This is a genomic window from Pseudoalteromonas sp. CNAT2-18.1, from assembly GCF_022347865.1.
GTDB lineage: Bacteria > Pseudomonadota > Gammaproteobacteria > Enterobacterales > Alteromonadaceae > Pseudoalteromonas > Pseudoalteromonas ruthenica.
On the sequence record NZ_JAKRFR010000003.1, the window covers coordinates 257,295 to 274,014 of the forward strand.

At 46.2% G+C, this 16,720-nt stretch carries 17 protein-coding genes; 4 read left to right on the plus strand and 13 right to left on the minus strand.

Translation table 11 applies throughout. From position 1 onward, the window contains the following. The first annotated feature begins 13 nt into the window (after nt 1–13). A complete protein-coding gene (locus MHM94_RS08020) occupies nt 14–2,029 on the plus strand; it encodes a methyl-accepting chemotaxis protein (protein WP_053911390.1) in 2,016 nt (671 codons plus the stop codon). A gap of 129 nt (nt 2,030–2,158) precedes the next feature. Then, the gene (locus MHM94_RS08025) at nt 2,159–3,820 is read left to right on the plus strand and encodes an amidohydrolase (protein ID WP_235419332.1); all 1,662 of its coding nucleotides are present in this window, start codon (nt 2,159–2,161) and stop codon (nt 3,818–3,820) included. Here MHM94_RS08025 and MHM94_RS08030 read toward each other — a convergent pair. Beyond that, nucleotides 3,805–4,035, minus strand: coding sequence for a YgjV family protein (locus MHM94_RS08030; RefSeq protein WP_045979623.1), 231 nt, complete (start codon nt 4,033–4,035; stop codon nt 3,805–3,807). The two genes, MHM94_RS08025 and MHM94_RS08030, sit on opposite strands and share 16 nt — an antisense overlap. Nucleotides 4,036–4,283: 248 nt before the next feature. Between MHM94_RS08030 and MHM94_RS08035 the strand changes: the two genes are divergently transcribed. Then, on the plus strand, nt 4,284–4,934 hold the full coding sequence (locus MHM94_RS08035; RefSeq protein ID WP_022946356.1) for a Crp/Fnr family transcriptional regulator: 651 nt from the start codon (nt 4,284–4,286) through the stop codon (nt 4,932–4,934). A 75-nt stretch (nt 4,935–5,009) separates the two neighbouring features. Here MHM94_RS08035 and MHM94_RS08040 read toward each other — a convergent pair whose 3' ends face one another. The 8 genes from MHM94_RS08040 to rplU all read right to left on the minus strand — a co-directional run bounded on the left by MHM94_RS08040 (nt 5,010) and on the right by rplU (nt 10,528). Further along, nucleotides 5,010–5,573 (minus strand): phosphoribosyltransferase family protein, encoded by a 564-nt coding sequence (locus MHM94_RS08040; RefSeq protein ID WP_130148563.1) that lies wholly within the window; start codon nt 5,571–5,573, stop codon nt 5,010–5,012. 109 nt (nt 5,574–5,682) lie between these two features. Next, entirely contained in the window at nt 5,683–6,921 is a 1,239-nt protein-coding gene (locus MHM94_RS08045) for a uracil-xanthine permease family protein (RefSeq protein WP_235419331.1), read from the minus strand. Next, the gene (upp, locus tag MHM94_RS08050) at nt 6,921–7,550 is read right to left on the minus strand and encodes a uracil phosphoribosyltransferase (RefSeq protein WP_053911398.1); all 630 of its coding nucleotides are present in this window, start codon (nt 7,548–7,550) and stop codon (nt 6,921–6,923) included. Before upp ends, MHM94_RS08045 begins: the two co-directional genes overlap by 1 nt. A gap of 130 nt (nt 7,551–7,680) precedes the next feature. Then, the gene (locus tag MHM94_RS08055; RefSeq protein ID WP_022946360.1) at nt 7,681–8,052 is read right to left on the minus strand and encodes a DUF3718 domain-containing protein; all 372 of its coding nucleotides are present in this window, start codon (nt 8,050–8,052) and stop codon (nt 7,681–7,683) included. A gap of 77 nt (nt 8,053–8,129) precedes the next feature. Further along, nucleotides 8,130–8,621 (minus strand): type 3 dihydrofolate reductase, encoded by a 492-nt coding sequence (gene folA, locus MHM94_RS08060; RefSeq protein ID WP_235419330.1) that lies wholly within the window; start codon nt 8,619–8,621, stop codon nt 8,130–8,132. A gap of 51 nt (nt 8,622–8,672) precedes the next feature. Continuing rightward, on the minus strand, nt 8,673–9,830 hold the full coding sequence (cgtA, locus tag MHM94_RS08065) for an Obg family GTPase CgtA (protein ID WP_045979625.1): 1,158 nt from the start codon (nt 9,828–9,830) through the stop codon (nt 8,673–8,675). Nucleotides 9,831–9,941: 111 nt separating this feature from the next. Beyond that, on the minus strand, nt 9,942–10,199 hold the full coding sequence (gene rpmA, locus MHM94_RS08070) for a 50S ribosomal protein L27 (RefSeq protein ID WP_022946363.1): 258 nt from the start codon (nt 10,197–10,199) through the stop codon (nt 9,942–9,944). Nucleotides 10,200–10,216: 17 nt separating this feature from the next. After that, a complete protein-coding gene (gene rplU / locus MHM94_RS08075) occupies nt 10,217–10,528 on the minus strand; it encodes a 50S ribosomal protein L21 (RefSeq protein WP_022946364.1) in 312 nt (103 codons plus the stop codon). 344 nt (nt 10,529–10,872) lie between these two features. Here rplU and ispB point away from each other — a divergent pair, with 344 nt between their 5' ends. Further along, the gene (ispB, locus tag MHM94_RS08080) at nt 10,873–11,844 is read left to right on the plus strand and encodes an octaprenyl diphosphate synthase (protein WP_235419329.1); all 972 of its coding nucleotides are present in this window, start codon (nt 10,873–10,875) and stop codon (nt 11,842–11,844) included. A gap of 102 nt (nt 11,845–11,946) precedes the next feature. Here ispB and rpoH read toward each other — a convergent pair whose 3' ends face one another. From rpoH to ftsY, 4 genes are all read right to left on the minus strand, one after another. Then, a complete protein-coding gene (gene rpoH / locus MHM94_RS08085) occupies nt 11,947–12,810 on the minus strand; it encodes an RNA polymerase sigma factor RpoH (RefSeq protein WP_053911402.1) in 864 nt (287 codons plus the stop codon). A 331-nt stretch (nt 12,811–13,141) separates the two neighbouring features. Further along, nucleotides 13,142–14,128 (minus strand): permease-like cell division protein FtsX, encoded by a 987-nt coding sequence (gene ftsX, locus MHM94_RS08090; protein WP_022946368.1) that lies wholly within the window; start codon nt 14,126–14,128, stop codon nt 13,142–13,144. Beyond that, entirely contained in the window at nt 14,125–14,805 is a 681-nt protein-coding gene (gene ftsE / locus MHM94_RS08095; RefSeq protein ID WP_022946369.1) for a cell division ATP-binding protein FtsE, read from the minus strand. The genes ftsX and ftsE overlap by 4 nt, the downstream gene beginning before the upstream one ends. A 27-nt stretch (nt 14,806–14,832) precedes the next feature. Continuing rightward, nucleotides 14,833–16,659: a signal recognition particle-docking protein FtsY gene (gene ftsY / locus MHM94_RS08100; protein ID WP_235419328.1), complete on the minus strand. Its 1,827-nt coding sequence runs from the start codon at nt 16,657–16,659 to the stop codon at nt 14,833–14,835. Nucleotides 16,660–16,720: the final 61 nt, after the last annotated feature.

The window sequence follows — 16,720 nt, forward strand, 5'->3', positions numbered from 1 at the left end:
GTTAGGAACATCTATGAAGCTTACTGTGAGTCAACGTATCTGGGGTGGATTCATCTTTATCACCCTCCTCCTTTTGGTTATAGGTGGCAACTCTCTTGTTCGCATTGCGAATATTGATAGCTCGACGCAAAGTGTTAACCAACTTTCTTTACCTGCTTTAGATAAAAGCTCTGAGCTACAAGTTGAATTTGTGCTCATGAGTAAAGCAGCATTGGGCGCCTACAATAGCGAGGATGAAAAGTCCCTTGCTGAGCTAAAGCAAGCTTACAATAAAGAGCAAAAGCGCTTTGATAAGTCCATGGCTAACCTTATGGATGTGGTTGCTAATGAGCCAGAATTAAAACAGCTCGCGCAAACCGTAGAAAAAACTTACACCCAGTTTGAGGGCCAAGTCACTCAGCTGTTTAACAACAAAGCGAAAGCGCTGGCACTTCGCAATACACTGCGCAGCCAGTTTGACGATATCGACTTAAATGCAGAAGATGCCATTTCTGTGGTTCTTGATATTTCTGACTTAGACGGCCTAGAAGAAGACTCACCACGCGCTTACCAGGCAGTTACGCAATTGGAAAACAACCTCACCGCGATTGCCACCACTGGCAACGATATTCTGTCTGTTAAGAATAAACAAACACTGGAAATTATTAAGAACGACCAACTGTTTTATATGGACGAGCTTGAACGCTCAATGGGGCTGATTGAAGAAGCTGTAAGCGCTAAAGATGCGTCGCTGTACAGTGATTTAAATACCTATGTAAGTACCATTAGCGATGCGGTTAAAGGCTCAAGTTCTCTTGCCGCAAACAAGTTGGAATTACTTAACACCTTAGATAAAACCACGGTTAATCTTGAAAACTCAGAAGTAACCACTGAGCAGGCGATCAAAAACCTGACCACCTTAGTGAAGCAAGTGAATAACCTTGCCTTCAAGCAACAAGAAGGTGTACGTGCCGATGTCAGTGCCGCTAACCTGTGGACTTGGTTAGGCATGATCATAGCCACCATCATCGCAGTGATTGTTGCTTATTTCACCGTAAGCCGTATTACTAAACCATTGAGTGAGGTAAACAGCGTGCTTAATATTGTTGCCTCAGGAGATATGACGCAGCGCTTAGACGACAGTGCACAAGATGAATTCGGTGAGCTGGCACGCAGTTGTAATACCCTAATTGACAGCTTGCGAGCTTTGATTCAAGGCATCATCTCGCGTTCAACGCAACTTGCTGCAGCATCAGAGCAGACGTCGACCATCACCTCTGAGTCAAGCCACGCAATTCAATCGCAGCGCGCTCAGGTAGAGCAAGCCGCGACTGCAACAACCGAAATGAGTAGTACTTCTCAGGCGGTGAACGACAGTGCTCAACAAGCACTGAGTGAGATTAAGAATGCCGACAGCGAAGCTAGCCGTGTTAAAGGGATCTCTAACCAAAACAAAGAGACTATCGAACAGTTGGCTATTGAAGTTGATAACGCCTCACAGGTTATTAATCAGCTGCATCAAGACAGCGCATCAATTGGCGGTATCTTGGATGTTATTCGTGGCATTGCCGAGCAAACTAATCTCCTGGCATTGAATGCTGCCATCGAAGCCGCACGAGCAGGCGAACAAGGGCGAGGCTTTGCCGTTGTAGCTGATGAAGTACGCTCATTGGCAAGTAAGACACAAGAGTCGACGCAAGAGATTCAGAACATGATTGAATCGCTGCAAACCGGCGCTCAAGCTGCTGTAGAAGCGATGTCGAAAGGCCGTCAACAAGCCGAGTCCTGTGTTGAGCAAAGTGAACATGCAACCACTGCGCTAGACTCAATCACTCATGCCGTTGCCACTGCCCACGATGTCAGCGAGCAAATCTCATCGGCAGCGATGGAGCAACAGCAAGTGTCGCAAGAAATAAGTGAGCGCTTGGAGCAAATTGTTTCTATCGCTGAGCAGACAGCTCAAGGGGCCGACCAGACTTCAGAATCAAGTACTGAAGTGGCCAAGCTCGCTGAAGAGTTGCGCCAGTCTGTAGACCGCTTTAAGGTATAAACAGCTAAGTGCTGATGATAAGGGCCGCTTTAGCGGCCCTTTTTGTTGCTGCTTAATTATCCTCCTCTTACTGGCTGTTCCCTCGCGTATAAATTTGCTACATTCACAAAGCTGCTAAAGAGGATAAAAATGATGAAAAACAGACTCGTTGCACTATTAATGATGTGCTCTATACCTTGCACAGTATTGGCACAAACCACGGTTATTCATAATATAAAAGGTTATACACCCACTCAAAAAGGCGAGCTTGAGACCTTTGCAACCTTAGTGATTAAAGATGGCCGAGTGATCAATCGCGGCAAAGCACAACTTAGTAAAAGCTACCCTGATGCAAAGCGCATCGACGGCCAAGGTAAGGTGCTACTTCCTGGCCTTATCGATGCGCACGGTCATATCATTGGCTTAGGGCAAAACCTAATGCAGCTTGATTTACGTGGCGCAACCTCGGTTGCAGAGGTGGGCAAGCGTCTTCAGGCGTTCGCCGCACAGTCTGAACAACCATGGATCATAGGTCGTGGCTGGAACCAGGAACTTTGGCCTGGAAAAACCTTCGCCAGTGCCGCTGATTTAGACAAGTTCGTAAGCGACCGACCCGTGGTATTAAGTCGCGTAGATGGTCATGCTATTTGGGTCAACTCCAAAGCCATGGAGTTAGCAGGTCTTGATAGTAAGGTAACAAGCCCGGCCGGAGGTGAAATAATACGCACTGCCGAAGGGAGTCCGAGCGGCGTATTTATAGATAAAGCAGAGCAGTTGATCACAGCACACATTCCCAAGCGCAGCGAGAAAGCCCTCGCCACAGCGTTAGATAAAGCCGGTCAACATTTATTAAGCTTAGGTATTACCAGTGCCCATGATGCCGGCATCGATTTTGATACTTGGCAACTGTATAAACAACGCGCCAAAGACAACAACCTTCCGCTGCGCATTTACGCTATGCTCGGGGCCACAGATGCCAAGCTCGAAGCCATGCTCAAAGCTGGTAAAGTCGATGATAATGAAGACATGTTGGCTATTCGCAGTGTGAAAGTATACGCGGATGGCGCGCTAGGCTCTCGTGGTGCCGCCCTACTGCAAGACTATGCCGACAGAAAGGGGCATCGAGGCCTGATGCTTGAGGACCAACAACAGCTCGAGGATATTTTCAGTTTATGCTTTAAGCATGGTTTCTCCGCTCATACCCACGCTATAGGCGACAGAGCCAACCAAATAGTGCTTAACGCCTACGAGAATGTCTTTAAACGCACAGGTGGTATTTTGCTACGTAACCGTATTGAGCATGCGCAAATTGTTGATACCGATGATATCCCGCGCTTTAAAGCACTTAAGATTATTCCTTCTATGCAGCCGGTTCATGCCACCTCTGACATGCATATGGCCGAGCAACGCTTGAGCGACTCACAGCTAGCAGGCGCTTATGCGTGGCGCACATTTCTAGAGCAAGGCTCTCGTGTGGCAGCGGGTTCAGACTTTCCCGTGGAGCTTGCGAACCCTTTCCATGGTCTTTATAGCGCTATCACACGTCAAGACCATCAAGGCTTACCTGAGCAAGGTTGGCGTCCTAAAGAATTGCTCTCGCGCGAACAAGCTTTGCGAGCATTCACACTAGACGCTGCCTACAGCGCCTTCCAAGAGTTTAAGGTTGGCAGTTTAGAAAAAGGCAAGTGGGCAGATTTTATCCTTGTCGACACCGACATTATTCATGCCCCGGTGCAACAGGTATGGCAAACCAAGGTGTTAGAAACTTGGTTGGCAGGCCAGCGTCGCTACCAGCGTCAGCCTGCGCTTTGACGTTTAGCCTGTGCTAATTTGTGCAAGTGATAGATGTTAACAACAGAGAGTAAGGCGTTGGTCAGTGCCACTGGCCACGCCGCAATGGCGACCCCATAGGCAGTGAACGCGATACAGCCGGCGAGATTAAACCAACGTAGTTTCACGACATCGCTCATCGCCAGTGACGTAACTAACAAAGCAGAAGCGACATAGCCTAAATATTCCCAGGTCATTTGTTCTCTCCTCTGCTTTAAGTTAGCATAAACCTCGCTTGTTATAAGCCCTTGTCGGCGACATCGCGAGAATAAGATAAAAAAGCCAATTCACACCACTGAGTAAAAACGAATAAGTAAACACGGGAATGATTAAACCTATGACGGACTCAGTCTCTGTGCGTAAATTGGCATAAAAAACGCTACATTTTCATCGTAGCGACATATTGGTGTAACAAAAAGGACAATTGTCCCAACGAGTTTTGACTATGTTTCAATATCATTTTTCTACCGACTTGGTAGAGCAGCTACTTCATTTCACTGGCAATCGCTACCAGCAGCAAAAAAAGGAAGTGCTATTACACCAAGATCAACCGCTTAAAAAGCTGGTACTGGTGCGCAGCGGTACCGTGTCTTTTAGCTACGATGTGGGCAATGGGCGACGTTTGCTCTTAGGTCAGCTTGATTGCAACAACACCCTTATTGGGGAAATAGAAGCGCTCAACAATCAGCCCTGTATCTATACCGTAACCTGCTTTAGCGATGTAAGTTATAACCTTATTGAGCTCAAGCATTGGCGCCAAGTATTGTTAGAGAACCCCCAACTGAGCTTGTACACAGCGCAAACTATAGCCGCGAAGTTTCAGGAAAACCAAAAGGTTAACCTTGATAAACTGTTACTGCCGCTAAGCTATAATATTGCCAAAGATTGCTTAATGCGGGCACAAAACAACAACCCTACCTTGTTACGCGCCTATCCCACTGTGAGCGCCGAGGCTGAGCGCTTTGCCACCACAGAGCGGGCTTATCGACGCGTGGTTACCGAGCTGGTTGATAAAGGGCTTATTGTACGCAGTAAAGAAGGCTTACAAACAATTGATGTGTCAGCTTTAGAGGAGTTTGTAGAAAGCTTCACGTAAGTGAGCTCAGAGCACAAGCTTGCCCCCACTTGGGTTGTAAAAATGGGATAAAAAAAGCAGCTTACGCTGCTTTTTTTAATCGACTAATAAGTCTTTAATGTTGGCTAAATCCGATTTACCTTCAATCAATTCCTCAGTGGTTAACCCTGAAAGTTCATGAGGGAACACCAGCCACTCATCCGATTCATGAATGTAATAGTCAGGCTTCATAGGAACTTTAGTATTTTTCGGCTTATAGTATGGGCAAGCTACGCGAATGTCTTTAGGCAGATTCAAACGCATCAATTCTGCTAACTTTTCTTTTAATGCAAAAATACTGCGTCCTGAGTCGAATACATCATCCACAATCAGGAGTGAATCACCTGCATTGGCATTTTCAATGATGTAATGCAAACCGTGTACTTTGATCTCTTTCGATTGCTTACCAATACCATAGTAAGAAGAGGTACGAACGGCGATATGATCGGTCTCTATCCCTTTATAATCATAAAACTCTTGTACAGCAATCCCAATAGGAGCACCACCGCGCCAAATACCAATAATAAAATCTGGACGAAAGCCGTCCTTATAGACTTGCGCAGCAACACGAAACGAATCTTCCAATAGTTGCTGTGCGGTAATATAAAGCTTATCTGACATAAGTTGCCCCTAGTTTGTGGTGGCTGAAGTTGAACACTGTGTCTTAGTGTGCCGCCACCAAACGATAACGTGTGGCGGCAAATTCTATCGCATTTTCAGAATAAATGCTCTAGCCTTGCACTGACGATTGCTTTTTACTGGGTAAAACAAGATTGAGCACAATGCCAAATATGGCGCACAAGCTAACGCCTTGCAGGGCAAATTCATTACCACCTATTTGCATACCGCCAATACCCAACACCAAAATAAGTGCAATAATCACTAAGTTGCGTGGTTCACTCACATCCAAATCAGCCTTTAATAAGGTTTTTAATCCAACCACAGCAATAGAGCCAAATAACAAAATCATAATGCCCCCCATTACTGGGACCGGAATAGTTTGCAAACCCGCCCCCATTTTGCCTATAAACGCCAGCAAAATCGCGATAACGGCGGTCCAAGTCATAACCTTGGGATTGAAGTTCTTGGTCAGCATCACTGCACCGGTGACCTCTGAATAAGTGGTATTGGGCGGTCCGCCAATACTGGCAGCAAGGCTCGTCGCGACGCCATCTCCCATCAGTGTGCGATGTAAGCCCGGTTTTTTTAGGTAGTCTTTACCGGTAACCTGACTAATAGCCATCATATCGCCAATATGTTCAATAGCAGGCGCAATGGCCACGGGGATCATAAACGCCACGGCCTGCCACTTAAATTCTGGCGCGCTGAATGCAGGCACTGCGAGCCATTGGGCATTGTTGATCACCGCAAAATCGACTACGCCAAAGGCCAACGACAAGCCGTAGCCAACAACAACACCCGCTAAAATAGGCACTAAACGCCACACTCCTTTGCCAAACACAGCAAAAACCAGCGTTGCCACCAGAGCCGCCATGGATATCCAAATTGCATGATCATAGGCCACTAATTGGGCGCTGCCATCACCACTTTTGCCCATGGCCATATTCACTGCCACAGGCGCCAGCGCCAAACCTATGACCATGATCACCGGGCCGACAACCACCGGTGGTAGCACGCGGTGCAGCATGTCTGTGCCTTTCAAGCGAACAAGTACGCTCAGTAGCATGTAGGCGACACCTGCAGCCATTAACGCGCCCATGGTAGCGGCACTGCCATACAATTGGTTACAGGCAATGATAGGTGCGATAAAAGCAAAGGACGAAGCTAAAAATACCGGAACTTGCCCGCGAGTAATAAGCTGAAATGCCAATGTGCCAGCCCCGGCAGTAAACAATGCGACGTTCGCATCAAGGCCTGTTAATAAAGGAACTAGAACCAAAGCGCCAAAGGCGACAAACAACATTTGCGCGCCGGTGAGGATGGTTTTAGGTGCAAATAAAGGCGTCATTAAACGGTACCAAAAATCTTGTCTCCGGCATCTCCAAGCCCTGGCACAATGTATCCTTTTTCATTGAGGTGGTTATCAACTGATGCAGTATAAATATCAATATCTGGGTGTGCTGCCAGTGTCTTTTCTATCCCCTCTGGGGCAGCGACTAACACGATCACTTTAATTTGTGTACAGCCTGCTTTTTTCAACATATCTAAGGTCGCAATCATTGAGCCACCGGTGGCCAACATTGGATCGATAACTAGGCTCAGGCGCTCATCAATATTGCCGACCAGCTTTTCGAAGTAAGGCACCGGCTCTAAAGTTTCTTCATTGCGCTCAAGGCCAACAACACTTACTTTCGCCGCAGGGATCAGGTGCATCACCCCCTCTAGCATCCCCAAACCAGCGCGCAAAATAGGCACTACGGTAATCTTTTTACCTTTGATGCTTTGCACTGACAATTCATTTCCTTGCCATCCATCAATGGTTTTATCTTCTAACTCTAAGTTTTGAGTTGCCTCATAAGTAAGTAATGTACCCACTTCCGATGCTAACTCACGAAAACTTTTGGTACTAATGCCGTGTTCGCGCATTAAACCTAGTTTATGTTGAACAAGAGGATGATTGATTACATGAACTGCCATATTGATTTCCTGAAATGTTGTCGTAACTGCTATTTTATCTCAGTATAGGAAGAGAACTGAATGGCTATCGCCAATTATAGGCAAAAAAAAACCATGGACTTGGCCATGGTTTCTTTTTTGTAGACGGTGCTTAAAGACCGGCACGGTCCTTAATGGCTGCGATCAGCGGTGAACCCGCGTGATTGCTTGTTGCCCAATTTAAATCGGCGCCATCTTCTAGTGAACTTTTCGGTAAGCTTTTAATGATGTACTCGCCGGTGTCAACTGCGTTGCTCGCAACTGCGTGACGGACTAGGTTGTTGCCATTACACTTTACAGCATCGCTGATATCACGAATCTTAAGGCGTGCTGAGCGCAGCGTCTTACGTAAACGGTTTTTATCATCTGCAGCAATATACTCACAGATACTAATAGCTAGGCGATCATTCGCACTTGCAGGAGTGGTATACAGCGCACTTCCAGCTAATACGGCAGTAGCGATAAGCGTTGACATTAATTTCATTTGTAGCACCCTTTAATACTTTTTTCTTACAAAGTAGACTAATAGTTTACCAACAAGCACTAATTTTATCAATCAACTCACACTTCTTTATTAAGTGTAACAAACTCGTAGTTATGTGGATTCGTCGCATCTTTACTATGGCTAACCCGCTCTACACAGCGCCACTGGCCAACTTGCTCATAATCAGGGAAACGAGTGTCGCCTTCTACTTGCAAATCAATAAAGGTCAGATATAAGGATGAGGCTAAGGGTAAAAACTGCTCATAGATATGCCCGCCACCGATGACCATTACCTCTTCAACATCCTCAACTTGCGCTAGCGCTTGTTGCACCGACGTAACCACTTCGGCTCCTTCAAAAGCATAGTCTGAGTTGCGGGTGATGACAATATTGCGTCGTCCTGGAAGCGCTCGCCCAATAGACTCTAGCGTCTTACGACCCATAATAACGGGCTTACCTAAGGTCACTTGCTTAAAATGCTTTAAATCGGCTGGAAGATGCCATGGCATATCGTTGTCTTTGCCAATTATGCGGCCTTTGGCCATGGCCGCAATCATCGATATTTTCACTACAGATATCCTATATACAAAAGGGCGCAAGTGCGCCCTTCATAACAGTTGTTAACGTTCGTAAATGATCTCTACGTCGTAGTCGTCATCATCCCAATCGTCCCAATCATCGTCATCACTGTCTTTAGTGGCATGACGGTGGTAGGTGTCCCACTTAAACTCAACTTCTTCTTGTTCCTGCTCTTGCGCGAATTTTTCTTTCGGCATGGACTCAAGAAGTTGCATAATATCTTGGCATAACGCTTGGGTGTTCAAGCCGCTCGCCGCTGAAATTTTATAAATATCATGCTCGACACCTAGCTCATTAGCAATGCGGTTACATACCTCATCTACTTCGCTTTCATCGAGTAAATCAATCTTATTAAAAACTAACCAGCGCGGCTTGTCAGCCAACTTAGGGCTGTATTGGTGTAGCTCATTAATAATGGCAAACGCATTGTCTAAAGGGTCTGAGCCGTCAACAGGCAACACATCGATGATGTGTAATAACACTCGGCAACGCTCTAAGTGTTTCAAAAAGCGTATCCCTAAACCGGCACCATCAGACGCCCCTTCGATAAGCCCTGGAATATCAGCAATAACGAATGACTGCCCAGAGGCCGGGCGTACTACACCGAGGTTGGGTATCAAGGTCGTAAATGGATAATCGGCCACTTTCGGCTTGGCTGCGGAAACGCTGCGAATAAAGGTCGACTTGCCGGCATTAGGTAAACCTAACAATCCCACATCAGCAAGCAACATCAATTCAAGCTTGAGATTACGTACTTCGCCAGGTGTTCCTAGGGTCTTTTGACGTGGTGCACGGTTGGTGCTTGATTTAAAGCGCGTGTTACCAAGGCCATGAAATCCACCTTTTGCTACCAGTAGTTTCTGTCCATGCTTGGTTAAATCCCCTAACCCTTCTTGCGTATCAACATCGGTGACTCGCGTGCCGACGGGCACTTTCAAGGTAAGGTCTTCACCTTTTTTACCTGTACAATTTCGACTTTGGCCATTGGTACCACGTTGGGCCCGATGAAAACGCTCGAATTGGTAATCAATTAAGGTGTTAAGGTTTTCGTCTGCTTCTAAGTAGACACTGCCACCATCACCGCCGTCGCCACCATCAGGGCCGCCGTCTGGGACATATTTTTCGCGTCGGAATGACACCACGCCGCTGCCGCCGTCGCCAGCTTCTGCACGGATTTCGACTTCATCAACAAATTTCATGATTTTTCACTTAGCGGATCTGCGATTGAATACCTGTATTATACAAGTTTATATGTATTGAAAACAAAAAACCCCGCAAAAGCGGGGTTTTTCTGTAAGCTGGGTTACTGATTATTCAGCAACGATGCTTACGTATTTGCGACCTAGGGGACCTTTTTGTTCGAATTGAACTTTACCATTTGATGTTGCAAATAGTGTGTGGTCTTTACCCATGCCTACGTTTGAACCCGCGTGGAAACGAGTACCACGTTGACGTACGATGATGTTGCCCGCAAGAACTGATTCACCGCCAAAGCGCTTAACACCTAGACGTTTACTTTCTGAATCACGACCGTTACGAGTACTACCAGCTGCCTTCTTATGTGCCATCTTTCTGTACCTCTAAATTAAGCGCTAATGCCAGTGATTTTAACTTCAGTGAACCATTGACGATGGCCCATCTGCTTGCGAGAGTGCTTACGACGTCTAAACTTAACAATCTTCACTTTCTCGCCACGACCGTGAGAAACAACCTCAGCTGTTACTTTACCACCGTTTACGAACGGGGTACCGATCTCGATTTTCTCACCATCAGCAACTAAAAGTACTGTGTCAAATTCAACCGCTGCACCAGTTTCTACGTCTAGTTTCTCTAGACGAATTGTTTGACCTTCAGTCACACGGTGCTGTTTACCACCACTTTGGAAAACCGCGTACATAATTAACTCCGTCTGTGCGCCCTCAAATCGACGCAACTAAATATTCTTCAATAGGGCGCGAAGTCTACGCTAAAACGCCCGGCTTGACAAGCTGTTTTTTCAATAAAAACTTGAAAAAATGGCGTCGATGAGGACATGAAAAAAATTTTCCTTATTCTATCTGTTTTTAGCCCGTTGCCAAGCAGATTAAGCAGTTTTTAATCACTTTTTTTAGCTTTGGCTTATTTTTACTGCTAAAGCTTATAAAAATGATGCTTTGCTGGGAAAGTGTCGAGCAATGGCAAAAATTCATGTACAATTCATCGCGCATTTCCTTGAACAACCGACAGTGGGCACGGAGTTAAATGGATATAAAAGCTATCCAGACGCTTATCGCTGACGATATGAACAGCGTCAATCAGTTAATACATGCGCAGATGCAATCTGACGTCGCACTGGTTAACCAGCTTGGTTTATACATAGTAAATAGTGGCGGCAAACGCGTACGCCCCATGTTAGCGCTGCTCGCAGCCCGGGCCTTAGGTTACCAAGGCGATAAACATGTCACCCTAGCGACTATCGTTGAGTTTATCCATACGGCGACCTTATTACATGATGACGTGGTAGATGAATCTGACTTACGTCGCGGCGAGCCTACCGCTAATGCCGAATTTGGTAACGCAGCCAGCGTGCTTGTGGGGGATTTTATCTACACCCGCTCTTTTCAGCTCATGGTCGGGTTAGGGCAAATGCGGATCATGGATATCTTGGCCGATGCCACCAATGTTATCGCCGAGGGCGAGGTTCTACAGCTAATGAACTGTAACGACCCAGATACCACCGAACAAAGCTATATGCAGGTCATCTATTCGAAGACCGCTAAACTGTTCGAAGCAGCCACTCAATTAGCAGCAGTGATCACCGAGCAAGACGCAAACGTTGAAGAGGCAATGCGCTTGTACGGTATGCACCTCGGTACGGCTTTCCAGCTCGTTGATGATGTGTTGGATTACAGCGCCGACGCCCACACGCTGGGCAAAAACATTGGTGATGACTTAGCTGAGGGTAAGCCGACGTTACCATTAATTTATGCTATGCAGCATGGCGAAGCGGCGCAGAAACAACAAATACGCGAAGCAATAGAGCAAGGAAATGGCTTAGATTACCTCGATGATATCTTGGCAACATTAACACAAACCAAAGCGCTTGATTTCACTATGCAGCGCGCTCAACAAGAAGCCGACAGAGCCATTTCGGCATTGGATTTTTTGCCTGAAAGCGCAGAGAAAGAGGCGCTTGTTGCCTTAGCGAATATCGCAGTCAAACGCGACCATTAATAGGTGCAAGTAAAAACACACTATAAGTAGTGCTTTGATAAAAGATTACTTAGATCGAAAAAGGCCAGCTAAGCTGGCCTTTTTTGAGCACGGTATTACTAATTATGCCATCGCATTTTGCAGCTTTTTCATCGCCGTTTTTTCTAGCTGGCGTACACGCTCTGCTGACACTTCATATTTTTGTGCCAACTCTTGTAGTGTCGCTTTCTCATCTGCAAGCCAACGCGATGTAACGATATCCTGCGAACGATCGTCCAGCGTTTTCAGTGCTGAGAATAAGCGTGCATGAGATTGCTCTTGCCATTGCTCCTGCTCTACACTTTCGGCTAAATCCGAAGCGTTGTCAGTTAAATATTGCACTGGCGAATAGCTTTGCCCAACACTGCTATCATCTTCGTCAGCACTTAAATCGAAGCCCATATCTTGGCCGCTCATACGTGATTCCATTTCACGTACTTCTTTTTCACTAACGCCTAGCTCGCTGGCCACTGTGGCCACCTCTTCTTGGTTGAACCAACCTAGACGCTTTTTGTTTTTGCGTAGATTAAAGAACAGTTTACGCTGCGCTTTAGTGGTCGCAACTTTTACGATGCGCCAGTTTTTAAGCACATATTCATGGATTTCAGCTTTGATCCAGTGTACGGCAAAAGACACCAAACGCACTCCCACACTGGGATCGAAACGTTTAACTGCTTTCATAAGGCCAATGTTGCCCTCTTGGATTAGGTCTGATTGTGGCAAACCATAACCACTGTAACTTTTGGCAATATGGGCGACAAAACGCAGATGCGACATAATCAGGTGCTTTGCAGCCTCTAGATCGCCTTCTTGCTGTAATCGAGTCGCTAACCGACGTTCTTCCTCGGCCTCGAGCATTGGGATGGTGCTAACAGCCTGCAAATATCCTTCGATGCTCGCGCTTTGTTGGCCAACCGTTAATGCCATTGCATTTAAATTCGTGCTCATTTTTCACCTCGGGTGATCAATCTGTCCATTTAATTTAGCACTCTTTAACCGAGAGTGCTAATCGCATTGTAACCTTTGACCTTATGCATATCAAGAAGTTCTACAAATCTTCTTAATGCGCTCTAACTTAATGATAAAAAAGGAAAATAAGTTGAGATATTCAATTGTAACTAAGAAAGATGACAAAAGAATAACAACAACTTTTAAATTCAACCTAGCAAAGAAGCCCTGAATTAGAAGTGAACTATAGCACCGCCTCACGCACTTGCCACAAGCAAAGCTGTGAGCATCACTTGATGAAACAACCGTGCTTACAAGCGGTGCCAGCCCATTAAACTTTATCCGGTTCAATTTCCTTAATGTACCGACGCACAGATAAGTACGAACCACTAAACCCTAAGATCACCGCTAGGCCAATAAGAATGAGGAATTCGTTCGCATCGAGCCCTTCTAGAATGAAGTTCGACTGATATATTCCGGTCACTTGCACAACGGCCGACTCTAGCCACCACATCATCAGCAGGTTGCAAATTAGCGCCACAAAGCCGCCAATAATGCCATACCAGATGCCTGTCCATAAGAACGGAGCTTGAATAAAGCCGTTGGTAGCACCAACTAACTTCATTACTTGAATTTCACTGCGCTTATCAATAATAGACAAACGAATGGTATTGCCAATAATAAGAATGACAGAAGTGAGTAATAATAGGGCAATAGTGATCACGCTTTCCTTGAGAAGATTCAAAATTGCATTTAGACGCTCCAGCCACTCGATATCCAACTTACCAAAGTCGACCTCTCGCTCTTGTTGTAATTTATCTAGTAGCGCATTAGCAGCATCTGCATTACGGTAGCGTTCACCCGGAGTGACCAGCACCACATCAGGCAAAGGGTTGTCATCCAAATAATCTAACGCATTAGCAAAGCCAGACACCTGTTTAAACTCTTCTAGCGCTTGGCGCTTGCTAATAAAGCGCACTTCTTCAACTTCTTTATAGAGCGCCAAACGTTTTACCAAACTTTGTGTTTGTTGCTCCGACATTTGTTCTTTAACAAATAAGGAAATCTCCGCTGCATTATCAAAGCCACTACTGACTTTCTGTACATTTTTAACGACTAAGTACAAAGTAGAAGGTAAGGTTAAGCTTAGTCCCAGTACGAGGATTGTCATCATTGATGCAGTGGGTGTACGCCACATCTCCCCTAAGCTCTGCACCCCTTGACGAATCGTATTAATAATACCGAAGTACATGCGTGCAACGGGCGAGTGGCCTTTGCGCTGATAATCAGTTTCCCGACCTTTAAATAATAGACTCATGAGAGCGCCTCCTGAGCCAGTGGATCACTGAGCAGACGGCCCTCTTTAAGCGTCAGGCTACGATATTTCATCCGCGCTATTAAACCAAGGTCATGAGTGGCGATAAGCACAGAAGTACCATGGCGGTTAAAGTCTTCAAATAATTGCAGAATTTCCATCGATAACTCAGGGTCTAAGTTACCCGTGGGCTCATCCGCGAGCAACAAAGGTGGGGAGTTAACGATTGCGCGGGCTATGCCCACCCGTTGTTGTTCACCCCCAGAGAGAGTTGTTGGGTTACAGCGGGCTTTATCACTGAGCCCCACTTTATCCAACGCAGCATAGACACGCTTTTCTAATTGTTTGCGATGGGCCCCTTCAATAATCAGCGGTAACGCGACATTATCAAAAACGGAGTAACGTTCAAGAAGTCGATGATTTTGAAAAATAATACCTATATCGCGGCGCACAAATGGAATTTGCTTTGCTTTGATAGCAGCGAGGTCTACGCCATTAATGGCGACTTTACCAGCTGAAGGGCGCTCCATTAAGCTAATAAGCTTAAGCAGTGTACTCTTACCGGCGCCACTGTGCCCGGTGAGAAAAGCCAACTCTCCTTTTTCGATATGAAAGCTGATTTTCTCTAAGGCTCGATGCCCCCCCGGATAGGTTTTACTGACCTCTTGGAACTTTATCATTGTTATTATTTCCCAATGTTAGGGTAATTATTGTTCGTTGCTAAACAGCGCCTCTATAAAGTCATCACTTTTGAAAGTGCGCAAGTCATCGATGCTTTCACCCACACCAATATAGCGAATAGGTGTTTTAAACTGATCGGCTATGGCGAATATGACTCCCCCTTTCGCCGTACCATCTAGTTTAGTCAAAGTGATCCCGGTCAAACCAACGGCCTGATCAAATAGTTTTACTTGGCTTATCGCATTTTGACCTGTTCCCGCATCAATGGTCAACATCACTTCATGGGGCGCTTCAGGGTCTATTTTTTTCATCACTCGCGCTATTTTTTCAAGCTCTTGCATTAGATTGTCTTTATTTTGCAAGCGCCCGGCGGTGTCAGCAATCAGCACATCAACATTGCGCGCTTTTGCAGCTTGGAAAGCATCAAAGACCACAGAAGCGCTATCAGCTCCGGTATGCTGCGCGATAACGGGAATATCATTACGCTCTCCCCACACCTGCAGTTGTTCCACCGCTGCGGCACGGAAGGTATCCCCTGCGGCAAGCATTACCGACTTCCCTTGTTGTTGATACTGTTTAGCAAGCTTACCTATGGTGGTGGTTTTACCGACACCGTTAACACCGACCATAAGTATGACAAACGGTCCATCTTTGCCCTCAAGGTTTAATGGCTGTTCAGCACTTGCCAACATTGTTGCCATCTCTTGCTTCAGTAGCTCATATAACGCCTCGCCATCTTTGAGCTGCTTGCGATCTGCTGCATCGGTAAGGCTATCAATCAACTTCACGGTGGTATCAACACCGACATCGGCTGTTAGTAATTGTGTTTCTAACTCTTCGAATAATTCATCGTCAATTTTTTTGCCGCTAAATATAGACGCAAAACCGGAACCGATGTTTGACTTAGTTTTTAATAGTCCTTTTTTGAGTCGTGAGAAGAATCCTGGCTTTTTCTCAACTACAGCCGTTTTTTCTGCCTGCTCTTGGGCGAGGCGTTCTTGTTCTTCACGCTCTGCTTGCTCTTTCGCTAAGCGTTCTTGCTCTTCACGCTCTGCTTTCTCTTTCGCTAAGCGCTCCTGCTGTTCACGCTCGGCTTGTTCTTTCGCTAAACGTTCCTGCTCTTCACGTTCGGCCTGCTCTTTCGCTAAACGCTCCTGCTCTTCACGTTCTGCCTGCTCTTTAGCTAAGCGCTCCTGCTGTTCACGTTCTGCTTGTTCTTTCGCTAGGCGCTCCTGCTGTTCACGCTCGGCTCGTTCTTTCGCTAAACGTTCCTGCTCTTCACGTTCTGCTTGTTCTTTCGCTAGGCGCTCCTGCTGTTCACGCTCTGCTTGCTCTTTCGCTAAGCGCTCCTGCTCTTCACGTTCTGCCTGCTCTTTCGCTAGGCGCTCCTGCTCTTCACGTTCAGCTTGTTCTTTAGCTAAACGTTCCTGCTGTTCACGTTCTGCTTGTTCTTTAGCTAAGCGCTCCTGCTCTTCACGCTCAGCTTGCTCTTTCGCTAAACGTTCCTGCTCTTCACGTTCTGCCTGTTCTTTAGCTAAACGCTCCTGCTGTTCACGCTCAGCCTGCTCTTTTGCAAGACGTTCCTGTTCTTCACGTTCTGCCTGCTCTTTCGCTAAACGTTCCTGCTGTTCACGTTCTGCTTGTTCTTTAGCTAAGCGCTCCTGCTCTTCACGCTCTGCTTGCTCTTTCGCTAAGCGCTCCTGCTCTTCACGCTCGGCCTGTTCTCTAGCTAAGCGCTCCTGCTGTTCACGCTCAGCCTGCTCTTTTGCAAGGCGTTCCTGTTCTTCTTGTTTTGCTTGCTCTTCTTTTTTGCCTAATCCAAACCAGGACAGAAACTTACTTTTTTTAGCCATTGTATGAAACCATATTTCCAGTCATGGCGATGCACTCGCCTTTTAAAGCAGCTGTCGTTAG